Source organism: Vibrio sp. B4-6 (assembly GCF_963888245.1).
GTDB lineage: Bacteria > Pseudomonadota > Gammaproteobacteria > Enterobacterales > Vibrionaceae > Vibrio > Vibrio anguillarum.
This window is the reverse complement of the sequence record NZ_CAWPIM010000022.1, coordinates 69,303-88,336: the sequence shown is the minus strand read 5'-3', so window position 1 is coordinate 88,336 and position 19,034 is coordinate 69,303. Positions and strand designations below refer to the sequence as shown.

19 protein-coding genes are annotated in these 19,034 nt (G+C 45.1%); 9 read left to right on the top strand and 10 right to left on the bottom strand.

What is annotated here, in order from left to right:
• Positions 1 to 229: 229 nt before the first annotated feature.
• The 7 genes from AACV20_RS07215 to yacG all read left to right on the top strand — a co-directional run bounded on the left by AACV20_RS07215 (position 230) and on the right by yacG (position 6,228).
• Positions 230 to 691: a pilin gene (locus AACV20_RS07215; protein WP_115339512.1), complete on the top strand. Its 462-nt coding sequence runs from the start codon at positions 230 to 232 to the stop codon at positions 689 to 691.
• Entirely contained in the window at positions 692 to 2,380 is a 1,689-nt protein-coding gene (gene pilB / locus AACV20_RS07210) for a type IV-A pilus assembly ATPase PilB (RefSeq protein WP_170907041.1), read from the top strand.
• 42 nt (positions 2,381 to 2,422) lie between these two features.
• Complete coding sequence (locus AACV20_RS07205; RefSeq protein ID WP_170907040.1) at positions 2,423 to 3,649, top strand: type II secretion system F family protein; 1,227 nt, start codon at positions 2,423 to 2,425, stop codon at positions 3,647 to 3,649.
• Positions 3,650 to 3,687: 38 nt separating this feature from the next.
• Positions 3,688 to 4,569, top strand: coding sequence for a prepilin peptidase (locus tag AACV20_RS07200; RefSeq protein ID WP_013857687.1), 882 nt, complete (start codon positions 3,688 to 3,690; stop codon positions 4,567 to 4,569).
• On the top strand, positions 4,560 to 5,168 hold the full coding sequence (gene coaE, locus AACV20_RS07195) for a dephospho-CoA kinase (protein WP_013857688.1): 609 nt from the start codon (positions 4,560 to 4,562) through the stop codon (positions 5,166 to 5,168). The genes AACV20_RS07200 and coaE overlap by 10 nt, the downstream gene beginning before the upstream one ends.
• Before the next feature lie 32 nt (positions 5,169 to 5,200).
• Positions 5,201 to 5,941, top strand: coding sequence for a cell division protein ZapD (zapD, locus tag AACV20_RS07190; protein ID WP_013857689.1), 741 nt, complete (start codon positions 5,201 to 5,203; stop codon positions 5,939 to 5,941).
• Positions 5,942 to 6,030: 89 nt separating this feature from the next.
• Positions 6,031 to 6,228 (top strand): DNA gyrase inhibitor YacG, encoded by a 198-nt coding sequence (yacG, locus tag AACV20_RS07185; protein ID WP_010319526.1) that lies wholly within the window; start codon positions 6,031 to 6,033, stop codon positions 6,226 to 6,228.
• Between the two features lie 69 nt (positions 6,229 to 6,297).
• Here the strand turns inward: yacG and rplS are convergent, their stop codons facing one another.
• The 5 genes from rplS to ffh all read right to left on the bottom strand — a co-directional run bounded on the left by rplS (position 6,298) and on the right by ffh (position 9,896).
• On the bottom strand, positions 6,298 to 6,651 hold the full coding sequence (gene rplS / locus AACV20_RS07180; RefSeq protein ID WP_010319525.1) for a 50S ribosomal protein L19: 354 nt from the start codon (positions 6,649 to 6,651) through the stop codon (positions 6,298 to 6,300).
• Between the two features lie 41 nt (positions 6,652 to 6,692).
• Positions 6,693 to 7,439 (bottom strand): tRNA (guanosine(37)-N1)-methyltransferase TrmD, encoded by a 747-nt coding sequence (gene trmD, locus AACV20_RS07175; protein ID WP_010319524.1) that lies wholly within the window; start codon positions 7,437 to 7,439, stop codon positions 6,693 to 6,695.
• 27 nt (positions 7,440 to 7,466) lie between these two features.
• Positions 7,467 to 8,021 (bottom strand): ribosome maturation factor RimM, encoded by a 555-nt coding sequence (gene rimM / locus AACV20_RS07170; RefSeq protein WP_013857691.1) that lies wholly within the window; start codon positions 8,019 to 8,021, stop codon positions 7,467 to 7,469.
• Between the two features lie 29 nt (positions 8,022 to 8,050).
• Entirely contained in the window at positions 8,051 to 8,299 is a 249-nt protein-coding gene (gene rpsP, locus AACV20_RS07165; protein ID WP_010319522.1) for a 30S ribosomal protein S16, read from the bottom strand.
• A gap of 214 nt (positions 8,300 to 8,513) precedes the next feature.
• The gene (gene ffh / locus AACV20_RS07160) at positions 8,514 to 9,896 is read right to left on the bottom strand and encodes a signal recognition particle protein (protein ID WP_019281904.1); all 1,383 of its coding nucleotides are present in this window, start codon (positions 9,894 to 9,896) and stop codon (positions 8,514 to 8,516) included.
• A 303-nt stretch (positions 9,897 to 10,199) separates the two neighbouring features.
• Between ffh and AACV20_RS07155 the strand changes: the two genes are divergently transcribed.
• The gene (locus tag AACV20_RS07155) at positions 10,200 to 10,994 is read left to right on the top strand and encodes a cytochrome C assembly family protein (RefSeq protein WP_026027563.1); all 795 of its coding nucleotides are present in this window, start codon (positions 10,200 to 10,202) and stop codon (positions 10,992 to 10,994) included.
• Positions 10,995 to 11,077: 83 nt separating this feature from the next.
• Positions 11,078 to 12,352 (top strand): HlyC/CorC family transporter, encoded by a 1,275-nt coding sequence (locus tag AACV20_RS07150; protein WP_017046996.1) that lies wholly within the window; start codon positions 11,078 to 11,080, stop codon positions 12,350 to 12,352.
• 83 nt (positions 12,353 to 12,435) lie between these two features.
• Here AACV20_RS07150 and luxS read toward each other — a convergent pair whose 3' ends face one another.
• From luxS to AACV20_RS07125, 5 genes are all read right to left on the bottom strand, one after another.
• Positions 12,436 to 12,954 carry an S-ribosylhomocysteine lyase gene (gene luxS / locus AACV20_RS07145; protein WP_010319518.1) on the bottom strand — a complete coding sequence of 173 codons (519 nt, stop codon included), beginning with the start codon at positions 12,952 to 12,954 and terminating at the stop codon, positions 12,436 to 12,438.
• Positions 12,955 to 13,018: 64 nt separating this feature from the next.
• Complete coding sequence (gene gshA, locus AACV20_RS07140; protein WP_026027564.1) at positions 13,019 to 14,584, bottom strand: glutamate--cysteine ligase; 1,566 nt, start codon at positions 14,582 to 14,584, stop codon at positions 13,019 to 13,021.
• A gap of 102 nt (positions 14,585 to 14,686) precedes the next feature.
• On the bottom strand, positions 14,687 to 17,542 hold the full coding sequence (locus AACV20_RS07135) for a M16 family metallopeptidase (RefSeq protein WP_170907039.1): 2,856 nt from the start codon (positions 17,540 to 17,542) through the stop codon (positions 14,687 to 14,689).
• Between the two features lie 9 nt (positions 17,543 to 17,551).
• A complete protein-coding gene (locus AACV20_RS07130; RefSeq protein WP_013857698.1) occupies positions 17,552 to 18,013 on the bottom strand; it encodes a YqaA family protein in 462 nt (153 codons plus the stop codon).
• The gene (locus AACV20_RS07125) at positions 18,007 to 18,957 is read right to left on the bottom strand and encodes an NADP-dependent oxidoreductase (RefSeq protein WP_017045772.1); all 951 of its coding nucleotides are present in this window, start codon (positions 18,955 to 18,957) and stop codon (positions 18,007 to 18,009) included. Before AACV20_RS07125 ends, AACV20_RS07130 begins: the two co-directional genes overlap by 7 nt.
• Positions 18,958 to 19,034: the final 77 nt, after the last annotated feature.

Genomic DNA, 19,034 nt, shown 5'->3' with positions numbered 1-19,034 from the left:
CAAAAATTTCAAATAGTTAAGGAAGCCAGACGAGCTTCCTTTTTTATTGCTTGCGTATCAAAAGCAAGACGGCATTTTTAAGTCAGTCGTATTTTAGTGATTGATATATGCAACTAAACAGGTAAAAAATCCAAATCACTCGCGCACTGCTCTTTATCTCATTCACACCAACCCACAAGCTTCTTATGCTCTGCCCATCCTTATGCGTTCAAACGGAGCAAATCAAATAATGAACACAAATAAGACAACGAAACAAAGTGGTTTTACCTTAATTGAATTGATGATTGTTGTAGCAGTAATCGGTGTATTAGCTGCGATTGCAGTGCCTCAATACCAAAATTACGTAAAAAAATCATCTGTAGCGGTCGGTTTGGCAAATATCACGGCATTAAAAACAAATGTTGAAGATTTTATTGCAACTGAAGGCAGCTTCCCTACCACTACTGCTGGGACAGCAACAGGATTTACTAGATTAGGAACCGTTGAAGATATGGGCGATGGGAAAGTATTGGTCACTCCAACGTCTGCCGGCTCATTAACTGGCACAATTAAATATACCTTTGAGGCTGGTGTGGCAAATACTCACAAAGTCAGATTAATTCGAGACGCAAATGGCCTGTGGACATGTGACACGACAGCCCTAAGTGAATTTTCTCCAAAAGGTTGTACCTCAGGTGCGACAATTCCATAAATGCTAACCAACCTACCTGCGATTCTGCGTCAGGCTCAGATATTGAGCCCGACGCAAGAACACGCAGTTATTGAACATATCAAAGCGTCTGGTGCGAGTGTGCCAGAAGCTTTGCTCGCTTTGGATTTTTTCCATCCTCATGATCTGACTGAGCAGTTAAGTACCCTTTTCGGCCTACCGGACACCGACTTAACCCGCTACGACTACCCACAGCTCTGCCAACAGCTTGGTTTGCGTGATCTCATCACCCGTTACCAAGCACTGCCGATTGCCAATAATGGCCAAACCCTGACCATCGCGGTTTCCGACCCGACCCATTTACAAGTGGAAGATGATTTTCGCTTCGCGACAGGCTTACAAGTTGAACTGGTTTTAGCCGACTACAAAGCGCTGCAAGCAGCCATCCGGCGCTTGTATGGCCGAACAATTCAAGGATCCTCTCCTTCAGGGAAAGAGATCAGCCAAGATGAACTGGCGAACTTAGTTAAGCTGTCTGATGATGAGATTCAATCGATTGAAGACCTCAGCCAAGATGACGCCCCAGTCAGTCGCTTTATTAACCAAATTCTGCTTGATGCGGTGCGTAAAGGCGCATCCGATATCCATTTCGAACCGTACGAAGCGCTTTACCGAGTACGATTGCGCTGTGATGGTATTTTGCTGGAAACGCAGCGTCCCTCAAGCAACTTAAGTCGCCGGCTTGCCGCGCGGCTTAAAATTTTATCCAAACTCGATATTGCCGAGCGGCGCTTACCACAAGATGGACGAATTAAACTGCGGTTGAATCAAGACACCGCCATCGATATGCGCGTTTCCAGCCTCCCCACTTTATGGGGCGAAAAAATCGTGCTACGTCTACTCGATAGCAGCGCTGCTAACTTAGATATCGACAAATTGGGTTATAACGACCAGCAAAAACAGCTCTACTTAGCTGCGCTAAAAAAACCACAAGGGATGATTTTAATGACGGGCCCGACGGGCAGCGGAAAAACCGTCTCGCTCTATACGGGGCTACGCATTTTAAATACTGCTGAAGTGAACATTTCCACCGCTGAAGATCCGGTTGAAATTAACTTATCCGGCATCAACCAAGTTCAAGTGCAGCCAAAAATTGGCTTTGGCTTTGCGCAAGCATTACGCTCCTTCTTACGGCAAGATCCCGACATTGTGATGGTTGGCGAAATCCGCGATTTAGAAACTGCCGAAATCGCCGTGAAAGCGGCACAAACCGGGCATTTAGTTCTTTCTACCTTGCATACTAACTCCGCCGCCGAAACGGTAATTCGCTTGAGTAATATGGGAATTGAAGCGTTTAACTTAGCCTCTTCACTCAGTTTAATTATTGCCCAGCGTTTGGCTCGTCGCCTTTGTCGGCACTGCAAAATTGCCGTCGTGCCCTCAATGCAGTTGCAGCAACATTTTCAGCTGCTAGCGACAGAAACCATTTATGAAGCGAACCCGCATGGTTGCAACGAATGCACAGGGGGCTATTCAGGTCGAGTCGGCATTTATGAAGTGATGGCGTTTAACCCACAGCTGGCCGAAGCGATTATGAAAAAAGCAAGCATTCATCAAATAGAACAGATCGCGAAAGCCAACGGAATGCAGACACTACAAGAATCAGGCATTGAAAAGCTCAAAAACGGCGTAACCAGCTTCAAAGAGCTGCAACGCGTGCTCTATTTCTAACGCTTTGATCCCTCTTAGCTAGCCATTGAGTGACTCTATTGTATGAACACAAAAATCAAATCAGAACTCAAAAATTATCGTTGGAAAGGCATCAATAGTTCGGGCAAAAAAGTATCTGGCCAAACTCTCGCTTTAACCGAACCGGAAGTGCGTGACAAACTTAAAGAGCAGCACATTCAAATCAAAAAAATCAAAAAAGGGGGCGTCTCTTTTATCACCCGCTTGACTCATCGCGTGAAGGCCAGAGACATCACCATTCTGACACGCCAATTAGCGACCATGCTGACCACGGGCGTGCCCATCGTGCAAGCCTTAAAACTGGTTGGAGATAACCACCGCAAAGCCGAAATGAAATCCATTTTGTCGCAAGTCACCAAAGGGGTTGAAGCCGGAACGCCAATTTCCAAAGCGATGCGTACCGCCAGCACCCATTTCGATACCTTGTATGTTGATCTCATTCACACAGGTGAACAGTCAGGTAACTTGGCTGAAGTGTTTGAGCGGCTAGCGACTTATCGAGAAAAAAGTGAACAACTGCGCGCTAAAGTCATTAAAGCGCTCATCTACCCAACCATGGTGGTGTTGGTCGCGTTAGGTGTTTCTTACTTAATGCTTACTATGGTGATCCCTGAGTTTGAAAGCATGTTCAAAGGATTCGGAGCCGAATTACCTTGGTTTACACAGCAAGTATTGAAACTCTCTCATTGGGTGCAAAGTTACAGTTTGTGGGTACTCATCATCATAATCCTCACCACAATTGCCGTGAAAGCAGTACGCCAAAAATCTTTTTTAATACGCTTAAAAACCAGCCGATTAGGATTAAAGTTTCCCATTCTTGGCGGGGTGATAGGCAAAGCCTCTATTGCTAAATTCAGTCGCACACTCGCCACCAGTTTTAGTGCAGGCATTCCGATTTTAGCCAGCTTAAAAACCACCGCCAAAACCGCTGGCAATGTCCATTTTGAGACGGCGATTAATGAGGTCTATCGTGATACAACAGCCGGTATGCCAATGTATATTGCGATGCGTAATACCGAAGCCTTTCCTGAAATGGTGCTGCAAATGGTTATGATTGGTGAAGAATCAGGCCGATTGGATGACATGCTCAATAAAGTCGCCACCATTTACGAATTTGAAGTTGATAATACCGTCGATAACTTAGGCAAAATTCTCGAACCATTGATCATTGTCTTTTTGGGTACGGTGGTCGGCGGTTTGGTGGTGGCAATGTACTTGCCCATCTTTAACTTAATGAGTGTATTAGGATAGTATTAGCACTGCTAATCTTTTAATTATCGAGTCTGTGCATGGAAGTTTTTATTTATTACCCTTGGCTCTTTCCACTTTTTGCAGCGTTGTTTGGCTTAATCGTGGGGAGTTTTCTCAATGTGGTCATTTATCGTCTACCCAAAATCATGGAGCGAGAATGGCGACAAGAGTGCGCTGACTGCTTTCCCGAATATCACATTGCGCCACCGGAAGGGCAACTCACGCTCAGTGTCCCTCGTTCTAGCTGCCCACACTGTGATACGCCAATCCGTATTATTGATAATATTCCGCTACTCAGTTGGCTCTTTTTAAAAGGGAAATGTTCCCGTTGCCAAGGCCCGATCAGTGCACGCTATCCTTTGATTGAACTGCTCACCGCCAGTATGAGCTTTGTCGTGGCTAGCCACTTCGGTTTTAGTTATTTTTCACTAGCGCTATTGTTTTTCACTTTTGTGCTCATCGCGGCGACGTTTATCGATTTCGATACCATGCTGTTACCCGACAAGCTGACACTGCCACTACTGTGGGCGGGCCTCAGCTTATCATTGATGCACATTAGCCCAGTCAGTTTGCAAGATGCGGTGATCGGCGCCATTGCTGGCTATCTGAGCTTATGGTCGGTCTATTGGCTGTTTAAACTCGTCACAGGCAAAGAAGGAATGGGTTATGGCGATTTCAAACTTCTGGCTGCTCTCGGCGCTTGGTTGGGCTGGCAATATCTGCCCATCATCATCCTCATGTCATCTGTGGTTGGCATTGTCTTTGGCCTAATTCAATTGCGCTTGCAAAAAAAAGGGATCGACAAAGCCTTTCCTTTTGGCCCCTATCTCGCCATTGCTGGCTGGCTAACCTTGTTGTGGGGTAACGATATTATGAGTTGGTATTTAGGTTCAATTATGGGGTTATCGTCATGGGGTTAGTGGTGGGTTTAACAGGCGGGATTGCCAGCGGAAAAAGCACCGTTGCTCATTTATTTCAGCAGCATTTCTCGATTGATGTCGTGGATGCTGACATCATCGCTCGAGAAGTCGTCGAACCCGGTAGTGAAGGATTAACGGCGATTTGCGCGCACTTTGGCCTCACCATATTAAAGCCCGATGGACAATTAGATCGCACCGCGTTAAGAGAAAAGATCTTTGCTGATGAGCAAGAAAAGGCTTGGCTTAATCAGCTTCTTCACCCAATGATCCGTGCAAAAATGATTGCTGATTTAGCAAAAACCACCTCGCCTTATGCTTTATTGGTTGTGCCATTATTGATAGAAAATAACCTACAAACCTTAGTCGATCGCATCTTAGTGGTTGATGTTGATCTAAAAACCCAAATCGCTCGCACTATGGCAAGAGACAAGGTATCAGAGCAACAAGTCCGTTCGATCTTAGCCGCTCAAGCGAGCCGTGAGCAAAGATTGCAATACGCTGACGATGTGATTAAAAATAGCGCAGAAAACCAAAAACTTTTGCCTCAAATCACAGAATTACACAAAAAGTATCTAGCCATATGCAGCCTAAGTCTGTAAGAATAACCCAGACCGGACCTAAGGCTAGCTAGATGACCACGCATAAGTTTGAACACCCACTGAACGAAAAAACTCGTATCTATTTAAGAGTCGAAGCGCTGCTTAACCAGTTGATGCATTCCGCTCAGTTTCGTGACGGTATTCAACACCAACTCTTCTTTCGTTCATTGTTTGATTTACTCGAAATCTTCGAACAGATCCAACTCAAAAGCGAGTTGGCTAAAGATATTGAAAAACAGCGTTTGAACTACCGTAGCTGGCTCAATGTGGATGGTGTTGATCAAGAAATGTTGCTATCGCTCCTTGAAGAGATCGACGAGGTCCATCGTAATTTAATGAGCGCTGAACGCTTTGGTCAATCACTCAAAGAAGATCGTTTCTTAAGCACGATTCGCCAACGTTTTAATTTACCGGGCGGGTCGTGCTGTTTTGACCTGCCAGCCCTGCACTACTGGCTACACATTCCGATAGAAAAGAAGACCCAAGATGCGCACCAATGGATGGAAACGCTGCGACCGTTATCAGATGCGTTGCAACTTTGGTTGAAGTTAACCCGCGAAACGGGCCATTTTAAAGCACGCCTAGCACGATTAGGTTTTTATCAAAGCGATGCAGAAGACGCCAATATCTTGCGCTTGTCGATCCCACTTGAGTATGGGGTATACCCCATGATCTCTGGACATAAAAATCGCTTCGCGATTAAGTTTATCGAATTCCAATCAGGCCAAGCAACAGGGCGCGATATCGAGTTTGATCTCGCCGTCTGCTGTTAATCAATTCCGCTTCAATTCCCGACTGACTCTTACTTTCCATTGCGTTAGGTAATACACTTACGCCTATCCATCGTTACTTGAAGTCCGTTATGTCAAAGAAAATTACCATTGTAAAATGCCCGCAGTGCAAAGCCGATGTCGAATGGGGAGAACAGAGCCCTTATCGTCCTTTTTGTTCCAAACAGTGTCAGATGATCGATTTTGGCGAGTGGGCCGATGAGGAAAAAAGTATTCCCGGTGCACCGGATATGTCAGACAGTGATGGTTGGTCAGAAGATCAATATTAGCGCACATATAAAAACAGGGGTCGATTACTCGACCCCTGTTTATTACTATGAGAACGCTAGTTTATAGCATTACTTCTTAGCAAGTTTCTCTTTGATACGAGCTGACTTACCAGAACGCTCACGTAGGTAGTACAGTTTGGCACGACGTACTGCACCACGGCGTTTAACTTCAATGCTATCAACCACTGGAGAGTGAGTTTGGAACGTACGCTCAACACCTTCACCGTTAGAGATCTTACGAACAGTGAATGCAGAGTGTAGGCCACGGTTACGGATTGCGATTACAACGCCTTCAAAAGCCTGTAGACGCTCACGATCACCTTCTTTTACCTTAACTTGAACAACAACAGTGTCACCTGGTGCGAATTTAGGTAGGCCTTGTTTCATTTGCTCTTCTTCAAGAGCCTTGATGATGTTACTCATTTTAAAAATTCCTAGAATAAACTGATACTAAATTAAATAGGTTACTGATGTATTTGAGTTTCTTTAATGAACTCAACCAGTAATAGTTCCTGTTCGTCAGTCAGAGCTAGGTTTTCCAGGAGCTCTGGCCTTCTATGCCAAGTTCGGCCCAACGACTGTTTCAGTCGCCAGCGACGAATATCCTCGTGATTACCGGATTTCAGTACCGCAGGTACTTCTTTTCCATCTAACACTTCAGGACGCGTATAGTGCGGGCAATCTAGCAAGCCATTTGCAAAAGAATCCTCTTCTGCTGATGCGAAATCTCCTAATACTCCCGGAACAAACCGAGAGACAGAATCAATCAACGTCATGGCTGGCAGTTCGCCGCCTGTCATCACAAAATCACCAATCGACCATTCTTCGTCAACTTCTGATTGGATGATACGCTCATCTACCCCTTCATAGCGTCCGCAAATAAGAACTAGGTTCTCATTCGTCGCCAGCTCTTCGACTCCTTTTTGGTCGAGTTTTCGACCTTGAGGAGAAAGGTAAATGACTTTCGTCTTTCCCGGTGCGGCTTGTTTTGCTGCATGAATGGCATCGCGCAAAGGCTGAACCATCATGAGCATTCCAGGACCACCACCGTAAGGTCTGTCATCGACGGTGCGATGTTTGTCATGAGTGAAATCTCGAGGATTCCAAGCTTCAATAGACAGCAAACCTTTTTTAACCGCTTGACCTGTTACTCCAAAATCAGTAACAGAACGGAACATTTCAGGAAATAGGCTTATAACGCCAACCCACATGTGTTCTCTCGCTCTGAAATTTTAGAGTTAGAATGCCGGATCCCAGTCAACTTCGATCCGTCGAGCTTCGCGATCAACATTCTTGATCACTTGCTCTTCAAGGTACGGTACCAACCGTTCCTTTTGGCCAAAAGCATCTTTCAAATTCGCTTTCACAACCAGAACATCGTTGGAGCCAGTTTCTAATAGGTCAGTGACCTCACCAAGGTTATACCCCTTGGTGGTAATAACTTGCATACCGAACAATTCACGCCAGTAGAATTCATCTGCTGACAATTCTGGTAATGATGCGGGATCAATAGCAATTTCAAAGTTGGTGAGTAGATGTGCGTCTTCTCGAACATCTAAACCTTCAAGTTTTACCACCATACTCTTACCATGGCGCTTCCAACTCTCTACTTTGTACTCGATCCACTGGCCTTTTTGGTTAATAAACCAAGGGCTGTAATCAAAAATACTTTCAGCTTCGTCTGTGTAGGAAAAAACTTTGAGCCAGCCACGAATGCCATAGGTAGCACCAAACTTGCCCATAACAATCTTTTCGTTTTCTTTGCTCATTGTTTCTTTACCTTTCATCGACATAAGCTAATGTTCTTCTATAAAAGTAAGAATTAAGCCGCTTTTTGAGCGTCTTTTACTAGCTTAGCTACGCGATCAGATAGAGATGCGCCTTGACCAACCCAATGGTTAACGCGATCTAGATCAACACGTAGGCCTTCTTCTTGGCCAGTAGCCGTAGGATTAAAGAAACCTACTTTCTCGATGAAACGGCCAGTTACTGCGTTACGGCTATCCGCAACTACGATTTGATAAAATGGACGCTTTTTAGCGCCGTGACGTGCCAAACGAATGGTTACCATGTCGTCCTCTTTGCTTTCTCAATAATAAAATTAACCCCAAAAACCATTTACGAAAAACAGTCTGGGGTCTCGTGCCAAAATAAAGCCTCGGAATTTTACTCTTATTCCGAGGCTTTGCAAGGGGTTTAGCTATTTTTTCACCAGCAGAAGCATTATGCTTTTGCAGTGATGAGCATCACGCTTTAGTAAATTTTAAGCATCGCAATGAGTTAGGTTAACGACCAAAGAAACCGCCGCCGCCCATGCCACCCATTCCGCCCATCATGCCTTGCATATTACGCATCATGCCTTTCATGCCACCTTTCTGCATTTTTTTCATCATTTTCTGCATTTGGGTGAACTGTTTCAGTAAGCGGTTAACATCTTGTACTTGGGTGCCAGAACCCGTCGCGATACGTTTTTTACGTGAACCTTTTATCATGTCTGGGTGCTGACGCTCGTGCATGGTCATCGAACAGATGATCGCTTCCATCTGCTTGAACATCTTATCATCGACCTTATCTTTCACGTTCGCTGGTAGGTTTGCCATGCCAGGCAATTTATCGAGCATGCCCATCATGCCGCCCATATTCTGCATTTGCCCGAGCTGTTCGCGGAAATCTTCTAAATCAAATCCTTTCTTTTCCTTGAATTTTTTAGCTAGGCGTTCTGCTTGCTCGTGATCAACATTACGTTGTAGATCTTCAATTAATGAGAGAACATCGCCCATTCCCAATATGCGTGATGCAATACGATCAGGATGGAAAGGCTCGAGCGCGTCAGTTTTTTCACCGACCCCTAAGAATTTAATCGGTTTACCGGTGATATGACGAACGGAAAGTGCGGCACCACCTCGAGCATCACCATCAACTTTGGTTAAGATAACCCCCGTTAACGGCAGCGCATCACCAAAGGCTTTTGCGGTGTTCGCGGCATCTTGCCCCGTCATGGCATCCACAACGAACAATGTTTCAATCGGATTAATCGCCGCATGCAGATCTTGGATCTCTGCCATCATCAGTTCATCAATAGCAAGACGGCCTGCTGTGTCGACAATCAGCACATCGAAGAATTTCTTCTTCGCATGGTCAATGGCCGCATTGGCGATATCAATCGGTTTTTGGTCGGCTGAAGAAGGAAAAAATTCAACGTCCAGATCGTTAGCTAGCGTTTCAAGCTGTTTTATCGCCGCTGGGCGATAAACGTCAGCCGAAACCACCAGTACTTTCTTTTTATCGCGTTCTTTAAGCAGCTTAGCAAGCTTACCAACACTGGTGGTTTTACCCGCGCCTTGTAAACCCGCCATTAAAATCACTGCTGGCGGCTGGGCGGCAAGGTTCAGCGCTTCGTTGGATTCGCCCATTACCGCTTCAAGCTGCGCTTGAACAATCTTGATGAACTCTTGTCCCGGTGTCAGCGATTTAGACACCTCAACACCTACTGCGCCCTCTTTAACGCGCGCGACAAAATCACGCACTACAGGCAGTGCCACGTCCGCTTCAAGCAGCGCCATGCGCACTTCGCGTAGGGTTTCTTTAATATTGTCTTCGGTGAGACGGCCTTTGCCGCTGATATTTTTCAGCGTCTTGGATAGTCGATCCGTTAAATTTTCAAACATCGTTGTCTCTTCGCTAGTTCGGCGATTAATTGGGGTCAGTATACCTTAGCCAATCTAATAGTCATACCCATTGACGCTTCGCGATAAGCGACTTAAACCCGTAAACGTAACATTGGGTCCCCAAAATAGGGGGCAAAAAGAGTTATCTCTGCGATTTATCGAATAAAAGCCTTCACCCTGTTAATTATTTGCACCATGACCTCAACTAAGGTGGGTATATGTCAAATCAATCGGTATCCAACGTAGCTCATTATCGTGATGCAAGGTATAATTCGCCAATTCAGCCACCATTTTGTAAGAAGTATGGAAAACTTAATCGCAATAGTCGCCACTATTTTGTATTTTTTATCCATAGCGACCATTATTCCAGGCTTAGTTAATCAAACTGGGATTCGTGCGCAGACAGTATTGTTCAGTTCAGCACTGGCGCTGGCTTTTCATGCGTGGTTACTGAGTGATTTAATCTTCAACGCTAATGGGCAAAACCTCAGCATGCTCAATGTGGCATCATTGATAAGCTTTATCATCTCACTGGTGATGAGCATTGCGATGTTAAAAACGCGCTTGTGGTTTCTGTTGCCGGTGGTGTATAGCTTCGCCGCGATCAACGTCAGCGCCGCCTCATTTCTTCCCAGCATGTTCATGACTCACTTAGAAAACAATCCACCACTGTTGTTGCATATTTCTCTAGCACTATTTTCGTATTCAACCCTTTCGATTGGAGCACTCTACGCTTTGCAATTGGCTTGGCTGGACTACAAGCTAAAGAAAAAGAAGATGCTAACCATCAACCCCAATTTGCCACCACTACTGATGGTAGAAAGGCAACTGTTTAAAATCATCTTGATAGGTAACGTATTACTTACTGGTACCTTGATTACTGGTTTTGATTTTGTCGGTGATATGTTTGCTCAAGGCAAAGCGCATAAAGGCATTTTGTCTTTCATTGCTTGGGTTGTCTATTCTGTATTGTTGTGGGGACATTACCGAAAAGGTTGGCGCGGTAGAAAAGTGACTTGGTTTGCTGTCGCTGGTGCAACCTTACTCACACTGGCCTACTTTGGTAGCCGTTTTGTAAAAGAAATCATTTTGAGCTAACTCAACACGTTTGATAGCGTATTGACACATTCATTTAATTAGATCATTACTTAATCACACTATTTATAAGGAAACACCACGTTTTGGACGACATTTCAACGGGTATATTGTTTGCACTACTCGCGGGTCTCATCGTAATTTCGGCTTATTTTTCAGGTTCAGAAACCGGCATGATGTCTTTGAACCGCTACCGCTTAAAACACTTGGCCAATACCGGCCACAAAGGTGCAAAGCGTGTTGAAAAACTGCTTGATCGTCCAGATCGCCTCATTGGTTTGATCCTCATTGGCAACAACCTAGTCAATATTTTAGCTTCTGCAATTGCCACTATTATTGGTATGCGCCTTTATGGGGATCTAGGAGTGGCCATTGCCACTGGTGCGCTAACGTTGGTCGTTCTGGTTTTTGCTGAAGTGACGCCAAAAACATTAGCAGCGCTTTACCCTGAACGCGTCTCTTACGCCAGCAGCATCTTACTGACCTTCTTAATGAAGATATTGTCACCATTGGTGATGTTCATTAACTTCATCACCAATGGTTTCATCCGCTTACTAGGCCTTAAGGCCAAGCATGGGGCGGAGGATCATCTAAGCTCTGAAGAGTTGAGAACCGTCGTCAACGAAGCGGGTGGCCTTATTCCTCGTCGCCACCAAGATATGCTGCTTTCCATTCTCGATCTCGAACATGTCACGGTGAACGACATCATGATCCCACGTAACGAAATTACTGGTATCAATATTAACGATGATTGGAAATCTATCGTGCGTCAGTTAACTCACTCGCCACACGGACGCGTGGTGCTTTACCGAGACAAAATTGATGAAGCGGTGGGCATATTACGCCTTCGTGATGCTTCTCGTTTGATGTTGGAAAAAAAAGAGTTCAATAAAGAGATGATTTTACGTGCCGCTGATGAAGTCTACTTCATCCCGGAAGGCACACCGCTCAACGTACAATTACTTAAATTCCAACGCAACAAAGAGCGGATTGGCCTGATCGTTGATGAATACGGTGATATCAATGGCTTGATCACTGTTGAAGATATTCTCGAAGAGATTGTGGGGGAATTCACCACCTCAATGGCACCAAGCTTAGCCGATGAAATTACACCACAAAGTGATGGCAGCTTCTTGATTGATGGCAGCGCAAATATCCGTGACATTAACAAAGGGCTGAAGTGGAAACTGCCAACGACGGGCCCAAGAACCTTAAACGGTTTACTTTTGGAGCACCTTGAAGATATTCCAAGTAGCCATTTAAGTGTCAAAGTTTCTGGCCATGCGATGGAGATTGTAGATGTAGAAGAAAACCGCATTAAGCAGGTTAAAGTCTTTCCACGCAAAACCAAAAAACATTAATCGCCAGTCACTGCATAAAAGAAAGAAAAAAAGCTTGGTCACTGCCAAGCTTTTTGTTTTTAAAGGGCCAGATCTGGCGATCTTTAATCCACTTTCAGCTCTTTGAGCATCGACTCAGGTAAAGCAAGCTCATCATTTTTATTCACCGCAATACCTGCTGTGATAATCGCTTGAGCAATCTCTTTAGCTTCTGTTAACGAGTGCATTGAGGCTGTACCACATTGGTATTCGTTTAGTTCAGGGATCTGATCTTGGCTCTCTACTTTTAGCACATCATGCATCGCCGCTAACCACGCTTGCGCCACTTGCGCTTCTGTTGGCGCGCCAATCAAACTCATGTAAAAACCTGTGCGACAGCCCATAGGTGAGATGTCGATGATTTCTACATCATGACCATTTAAGTGCGCGCGCATAAAGCCAGCGTATAAATGCTCTAAAGTGTGGATCCCTTTTTCTGAAAGAATATCTTTGTTTGGGGCAGTAAAACGGAGATCAAATACGGTGATTGTATCCCCTTTAGGCGTCTGCATATTTTTTGCCACACGTACCGCAGGCGCATGCATACGAGTGTGATCTACAGTAAAACTGTCGAGTAATGGCATTGCTTTCTCCTTATTTGGCAAAGAGCGATGCTCTGCCTATCAATGTTAGATTATGATCGAGAGATCATTTTAGGTACGAAAAATAGCTTTCAAGAAATTCTTCAAAACTTTGAGTATCGTGTTGTTCTATCTGTTGCTGAGCGGCTCGAGAACGCAGCACTTCCTCTTCCATCACAGACTCAGAATAAGTTTGATAGTGATGTGCCAGGTTGGCTTGTCGGTATTCGGCTCCTAATGCACAACCCACCTTACCGAGCCCTCCAAACTGTTTAGTCTGTTCAAGTAGTTGGGCGGAAAAGGTTAATTCTGGATTATCAATCCACGAGCTTAGTTTCTCGCATACGGCTTGGTATGCGTTGCCACCACAAGCGCTATCCATTACTTGCGCTATTTTGCGTAAGTCATCGAATACATTATGCGCCCACGCTTGCAGCGTCAGTTTCTCACCGCGACAGCCAATTTGTAACTCTAAACCTGGTTTACGACCTTCTAAAATCACTTTGTTCCAGTTATCTCGCCAACATGCCAGCTCACAATTGTCCATCGGATCTGAATCTGAAAGAGCGGTCCAAGTGAGGAACAGATCGAGAAAACGCACTTGATCTTCAGTAATACCAATCGGGCTAAACGGGTTTACGTCTAACGAACGCACTTCGATGTATTCGACTCCGCCTCTCTCTAACGCTTGTGACGGCTTTTCATCATTTTTGGCCACACGCTTAGGACGGATCGGTGCATAGAGTTCGTTTTCTATCTGCAAAACATTGCTGTTGAGCTGACGATGTTCACCATCGACATACACGCCTAGTTCTGCAAACTCTTTTGATGGAGTGCGGATCGCCTGATTCAACCCTTCTAGATATTGATCCAAGCTATTAAAACCAATTTGCAAGCCACTTTGCGCGCTATTGGTATAACCTAAATCACTGAGGCGCAACGAGGTAGCATGAGGCAAATAAAGCGTTTTACCAATATTTTCAAATGGCAGATGGCTTTCACGTCCGCGCACAAACGATGAACATAACGCAGGTGATGCGCCAAAGAAATAGGGAATAAGCCAGCCAAAACGGTAGTAATTACGAATCACACCAAAATAGGCTTCCGATTTTGTCTCAGTACGCTGGGATTCAGTTTGCTCGCCATGCAAGGCATCCCAAAATGATTCTGGAAATGAAAAATTGAAATGTACGCCAGAAATGATCTGCATTAAGCTGCCGTAACGACGCTTTAAGCCTTCTCGATAAAGGGTTTTCATTTTACCCGTATTCGATGAACCATATTGCGCCAGTTCGATATCATCTTCGCTGCCAACATAACAAGGCATAGAAAGCGGCCACATCTTTTCGTCACCCAATTTGGTTTGAGCAAAATGGTGAATATCCGCCAGTTGTGAGAGTAAAGTCGGCACGTCATGAGAGACTGGTGTAATAAATTCAAGCAATGACTCCGCAAAATCAGTGGTGATCCAACGGTTGGTTAATGCGCTGCCGAGTGCTTCTGGATGAGGAGTCAGAGCTAACGAGCCTTCTGGGGTATAGCGTAACGTTTCACGCTCAACGCCTCGGCCAAACTGCTTAAACACTTCTGATTTTTTAGTGACTTGTTCAAGTCGTGCGGCAAAATTAGTCAAAATAATGATTCGCTTATAGGTGAATGATCCGAATGAAAGCGGCTCTAACTCAGCAAGAGAGTAGAATGGAGGCAAACAATCTGCCCCCTATAAATGTGTACTCTAGCGGATGATTTCAAGCTCTTCTACGGGAATATCTAATTTTTCAAGTTGTGGCTTCAACGTTTTCGCATCACCCACCACGATAATTTGATACTCTTGTGGTGCAAACCATTTAGCGGCGAGTTTATTGAGCGTTGATTTTTTTACGTTTTCCACCAGTTCATTTCGTTGCTGTAGGTAATCTTCATCCAAACTATAGGTCAAAATATTACTAAGCAACTGCGCTTTTTGTGATGGTGTTTCATACGTCAGTGCATCTTGTTGGCCAACAGCAAGGCGCATAAATTTTAGCTCTTGGTCGGTTAAGCCACTTTGACTGAATGTTGCCATCTCTTTTTCTATTTCAACGATTGAAGCTACGGTGGCATCAGCACGCACTTGAGCATTGAAAACGATAGCGCCCACTTCTCGATTGCTCGCGAAATAACTCCCAGCGCCATAGGTGTAGCCTTTATCTTCACGCAAATTCTGATTAATGCGGCTGTTAAAGTTGCCCGCTAAATTGAAGTTAGCCAGTTGGCTGAGAAAAAGCTCGCCAGTGGCATCGAAAGGCAACCCTTTTCGCACAAAACGGACGATGCTCTGCGGCGCATCAGGCTTATCAACCAGATATATCTTCCGCTCTGTCAGTGAGTTCACCACTTGGGGACGTAACAAAGGAGAAGCTTCACCGCGCCACTGCCCTAAAAAGGTTAACTGTTTAGCGACCTCTTTTTTGGAAATGTCGCCAACGACAACGATTTGCGTACCATGTGGCGTGTAATGTTTCGCATAAAAGCGTTTTACATCTTCTAATGTTAAATCGTTTAGTGATTGCTCAGTGCCTTCACTTGAACGCGCAAAAATAGAGTTGCCAAACAGTACTTGACGAGTAGCTTGTGAAGCAAGCCATCCCGGTGTTTGATGCTGATAAACCAACCCTTCCAGCATCTGCTGCTTCAGCCGTGTAAAATCACTCTCTTTGAAAGCAGGATGAAATAAAACTTCTTCAACCACATCCAATGTTGCTGCAACATTCTTCTTCAAACTAGAGACCATAATACTGGTCGAATACTCATTGGCAGTAACACTGATAGTCGAACCTAACGTGTCGAGTTGAGCTTGAATGGCTTCCACTGAGCGTCGAGTTGAACCTTCTTCAAGTAGCGCCGCGGTTAAATTAGCTAACCCTTCTTTGCCACGCGCGGCATGTCGCTCTCCTGCTGGTAAATTGATATTAATTAGCACGGTCGGCGTTTCGCTGGTTTGTGTGGCTAATAACTCAATACCGTTATCAAAATAGAGTTCATACAGTGTCGGCATTTGTGCTTTCACACCTTTTGCCACAGAAGGCATGATTGAGCGATCAAATTGATCTTCAACCTGGCGATAAGCCAATTGATCTTCGGTTATCGTTTGATGCTCGGGCAGCACTCTTTTAGGGGGTACGAAATTAGCTTTTTGAACGGCAAGATCGGCTTTATGTTTAGGCACAACACTTAAGGTAACCTTATGTTGATGAGCAATGAAGCGCTGATAAGCCTGTTGAATTGACTCTGGGGTGACCGCATGAATCTGAGCTAATTGCTGCTCTAGGCGATCAGGCTGCCCATAAAACGTTTCGTTGGACGCAAGCTGCGTCACTTTTCCAGATACGCTTTGCAGCGCAAAGACCGCATTCGCTTCCGCCATACCGGTAATTTGATCAAGTCGACTCTGATCTACCCCTTGCTGTTCAAACTGACTGAGTGTTTGCATTAACTCTCGATACAAGGGAGCAAGTTGAGCCTTTTCACCCGAAGGGGCCATGGCATAAACATAGAAGGTACAAGCCAATTCGGCGCAATCTTGGAATGCACCCGCATTGACGGCTTTTTGAGTTTTGACTAACGCTTGGTAGAGATAACTATTGGTACCGCTGCCTAACACTTTGGCAAGCGCATCTAACGAGGCTTGGCTTTGAGCACCGCGATATTCTGTCGGCCAGCCCACCACAACCATGGGTTGCTGAATGCGATCTTCCAAGGTAATGAAACGATCTTGCGCCAACTGGGCCGGCTGTTTAGGTGCGTTATCAACGGCTGGGCCTGCCGGTATGGTGCCAAAATATTGATTAACCCATTCAAGTGTTTGCTGAACATCAATATCGCCACCAATGGTCAGCACCGCATTATTCGGCCCATACCAACGTAAGAAAAACGCTTTAAGATCGTTGACGTCCACTCGGTCAAGATCTTCGACATAACCAATGGTTTGCCATGAATAAGGGTGTCCTTCGGCATACATCGCCTCCGCCATTTTTTCCCACATCAAGCCATAGGGGCGGTTGTCGTAGTTTTGTGCGCGTTCGTTTTTTACTGTGTCACGTTGGATCTCAAATTTACGTTGAGAAACCGCGTTGAGCAAAAATCCCATCCGATCAGATTCGAGCCACAACACTTTTTCTAGCTGATTTGAAGGCACGGTTTGGTAATAATTAGTACGGTCACGGTTAGTACTCCCATTCATGGTTCCTCCCGCTTCGGTGATCAAACGAAAATGTTCTTGATCGCCAACGTGCTCCGTTCCTTGAAACATCATGTGTTCAAAGAAATGAGCAAACCCTGATTTTCCAACCTCTTCACGTGCCGAACCGACATGATAAGTGACATCGACATGCACTAAAGGATCTGAGTGATCCGGTGAGAGCACGACAGTAAGACCATTATCGAGCTGATATTTTGCATAAGGGATCATCACTTTTTCTGTTTGAGCATCCACTTGCTCAATCAGCGTAACCCCTTTCGGTAATGATGAAAAAAAAACGATAGGTGCGACCGTTGATGAACAGCCATAAATGGCAATAAGAGAAAGGGCACCTAGCCAAATTTTTCTCATAACAGCTCCTTAGAAAAAACCATAGAATACAGCGGCAAGCATGATGTAACGCAGTGCTTTGCCGATCAAAATAATGACAAAAGTAGGTAAAAATTTCATGCGTAGCCAACCTGCGGCCAAACAAAGCACATCACCCACCACAGGTAGCCAACTAAATAAGAGAGCCCAATAACCATATTTATTGAGCCAAGCTAACGCTTTATGACCGTGCTTTTCGCTTTCAGTTCGATTAGGCAACCAGATACCGAGCCAATAGTTGGTCAGACCGCCGAGGGTATTGCCAGCGCTTGCAACGGCGATAACCCAAAATACGGGAAATTGATTCAGGCTTAATGTGGCGAACAAACTCGCTTCTGAGCTTCCCGGTAATAAGGTAGCACTGAGAAAACCACTAAAAAAAAGCACCCACAGCGCAGAGCCAGCAAACCAATACGAGAGCGGTTCCAAATAGGTGCTAAAAATGTCTAACATTTCATATCAAGAAGAACTTTGCCTCGAGTATGGCCTGTTTCAATCTGTTGATGAGCCGCAGCCACTTCCGCCATCGGATAAACAGCTTGAATTTCTGTTTTCAATAAGCCAACGCTGACCATATAAAGCATGGTATCAAGCTGTTCAGGATTAGGATCAACTAACATGCCTGTGGCTTCAAAACCAAGTAATTTTGCTTTTTCACAAATAAGCTCAGCACTTAGAGTCGGAACAGTAACGACACGCGCATGATCTTTCAAGCATTTCAAAGCGTCGAGAGCCGCATCACCCCCGACTAAATCAATCAGCACATCCACTTCTTCTAAACGCTGTGAAGCAGGAGCAAAATTGTAATTAATCGCATGAGCACCAAGAGTCGCTAAATAATCCAAATTTTGTTCGCTGCACGTGGTATACACTTCGGCTTTTGCTGCTAAAGCAATTTGTACCGCTAAGTGCCCGACACCACCAGCGCCTGCGAGGATCAATACGCGATCCCCCTCTTTCACTTGCGCTTTATTTAGGGCTTGCGCCGCCGTTTGCCCTGCCAGTGGCAGCACCGCTGCGGCTTCTAAGGTCACAGCATCAGGAACAAGGCTGAGTTCGCTTTCTGCCACACACAGGTATTGGCTGTAACCGCCACCACGCAACGGAAACCCAACAAAGCCCGCCACATTATCTCCAATTTGAAAACGGCGATTATCTTCCCCCACCTCAACAACTTGTCCAGAAATATCGTAACCTGGCACCCATGGCAGCTTATCTTTGTTTTGCGCTGCAGCCCACCCCAGACCCGCCCGAGTTTTTACATCAATAGGGTTTACACCAGCAAAAGCCACTTTCACTAACACTTCGCCAGCTTTAGGTTGAGGAACGTCACTGGTTTGAATAACGAGCACCTCTGGTCCACCAAACTCAGTAATTGCGATCTGTTTATTATCCATGTCAAACTTCCCTATTGATAAAAAGAAAGGGATGCCTCAGCATCCCTTTGAATATATACCATTTTATTGCTTCTAGT

Excerpts from the sequence above, each read along its gene's own strand:
- AACV20_RS07200 (WP_013857687.1), top strand. The coding sequence starts at position 3,688 with ATGGAAGTTTTTATTTATTACCCTTGGCTCTTTCCACTTTTTGCAGCG.
- AACV20_RS07205 (WP_170907040.1), top strand. The coding sequence starts at position 2,423 with ATGAACACAAAAATCAAATCAGAACTCAAAAATTATCGTTGGAAAGGC.
- AACV20_RS07135 (WP_170907039.1), bottom strand. The coding sequence starts at position 17,542 with ATGAGAAAAATTTGGCTAGGTGCCCTTTCTCTTATTGCCATTTATGGC.
- rplS (WP_010319525.1), bottom strand. The coding sequence starts at position 6,651 with ATGAGTAACATCATCAAGGCTCTTGAAGAAGAGCAAATGAAACAAGGC.
- AACV20_RS07155 (WP_026027563.1), top strand. The coding sequence starts at position 10,200 with ATGGAAAACTTAATCGCAATAGTCGCCACTATTTTGTATTTTTTATCC.
- rpsP (WP_010319522.1), bottom strand. The coding sequence starts at position 8,299 with ATGGTAACCATTCGTTTGGCACGTCACGGCGCTAAAAAGCGTCCATTT.
- AACV20_RS07215 (WP_115339512.1), top strand. The coding sequence starts at position 230 with ATGAACACAAATAAGACAACGAAACAAAGTGGTTTTACCTTAATTGAA.
- zapD (WP_013857689.1), top strand. The coding sequence starts at position 5,201 with ATGACCACGCATAAGTTTGAACACCCACTGAACGAAAAAACTCGTATC.
- trmD (WP_010319524.1), bottom strand. The coding sequence starts at position 7,439 with ATGTGGGTTGGCGTTATAAGCCTATTTCCTGAAATGTTCCGTTCTGTT.
- rimM (WP_013857691.1), bottom strand. The coding sequence starts at position 8,021 with ATGTCGATGAAAGGTAAAGAAACAATGAGCAAAGAAAACGAAAAGATT.
- AACV20_RS07125 (WP_017045772.1), bottom strand. The coding sequence starts at position 18,957 with ATGGATAATAAACAGATCGCAATTACTGAGTTTGGTGGACCAGAGGTG.
- coaE (WP_013857688.1), top strand. The coding sequence starts at position 4,560 with ATGGGGTTAGTGGTGGGTTTAACAGGCGGGATTGCCAGCGGAAAAAGC.
- luxS (WP_010319518.1), bottom strand. The coding sequence starts at position 12,954 with ATGCCATTACTCGACAGTTTTACTGTAGATCACACTCGTATGCATGCG.
- AACV20_RS07130 (WP_013857698.1), bottom strand. The coding sequence starts at position 18,013 with ATGTTAGACATTTTTAGCACCTATTTGGAACCGCTCTCGTATTGGTTT.
- pilB (WP_170907041.1), top strand. The coding sequence starts at position 692 with ATGCTAACCAACCTACCTGCGATTCTGCGTCAGGCTCAGATATTGAGC.
- ffh (WP_019281904.1), bottom strand. The coding sequence starts at position 9,896 with ATGTTTGAAAATTTAACGGATCGACTATCCAAGACGCTGAAAAATATC.
- yacG (WP_010319526.1), top strand. The coding sequence starts at position 6,031 with ATGTCAAAGAAAATTACCATTGTAAAATGCCCGCAGTGCAAAGCCGAT.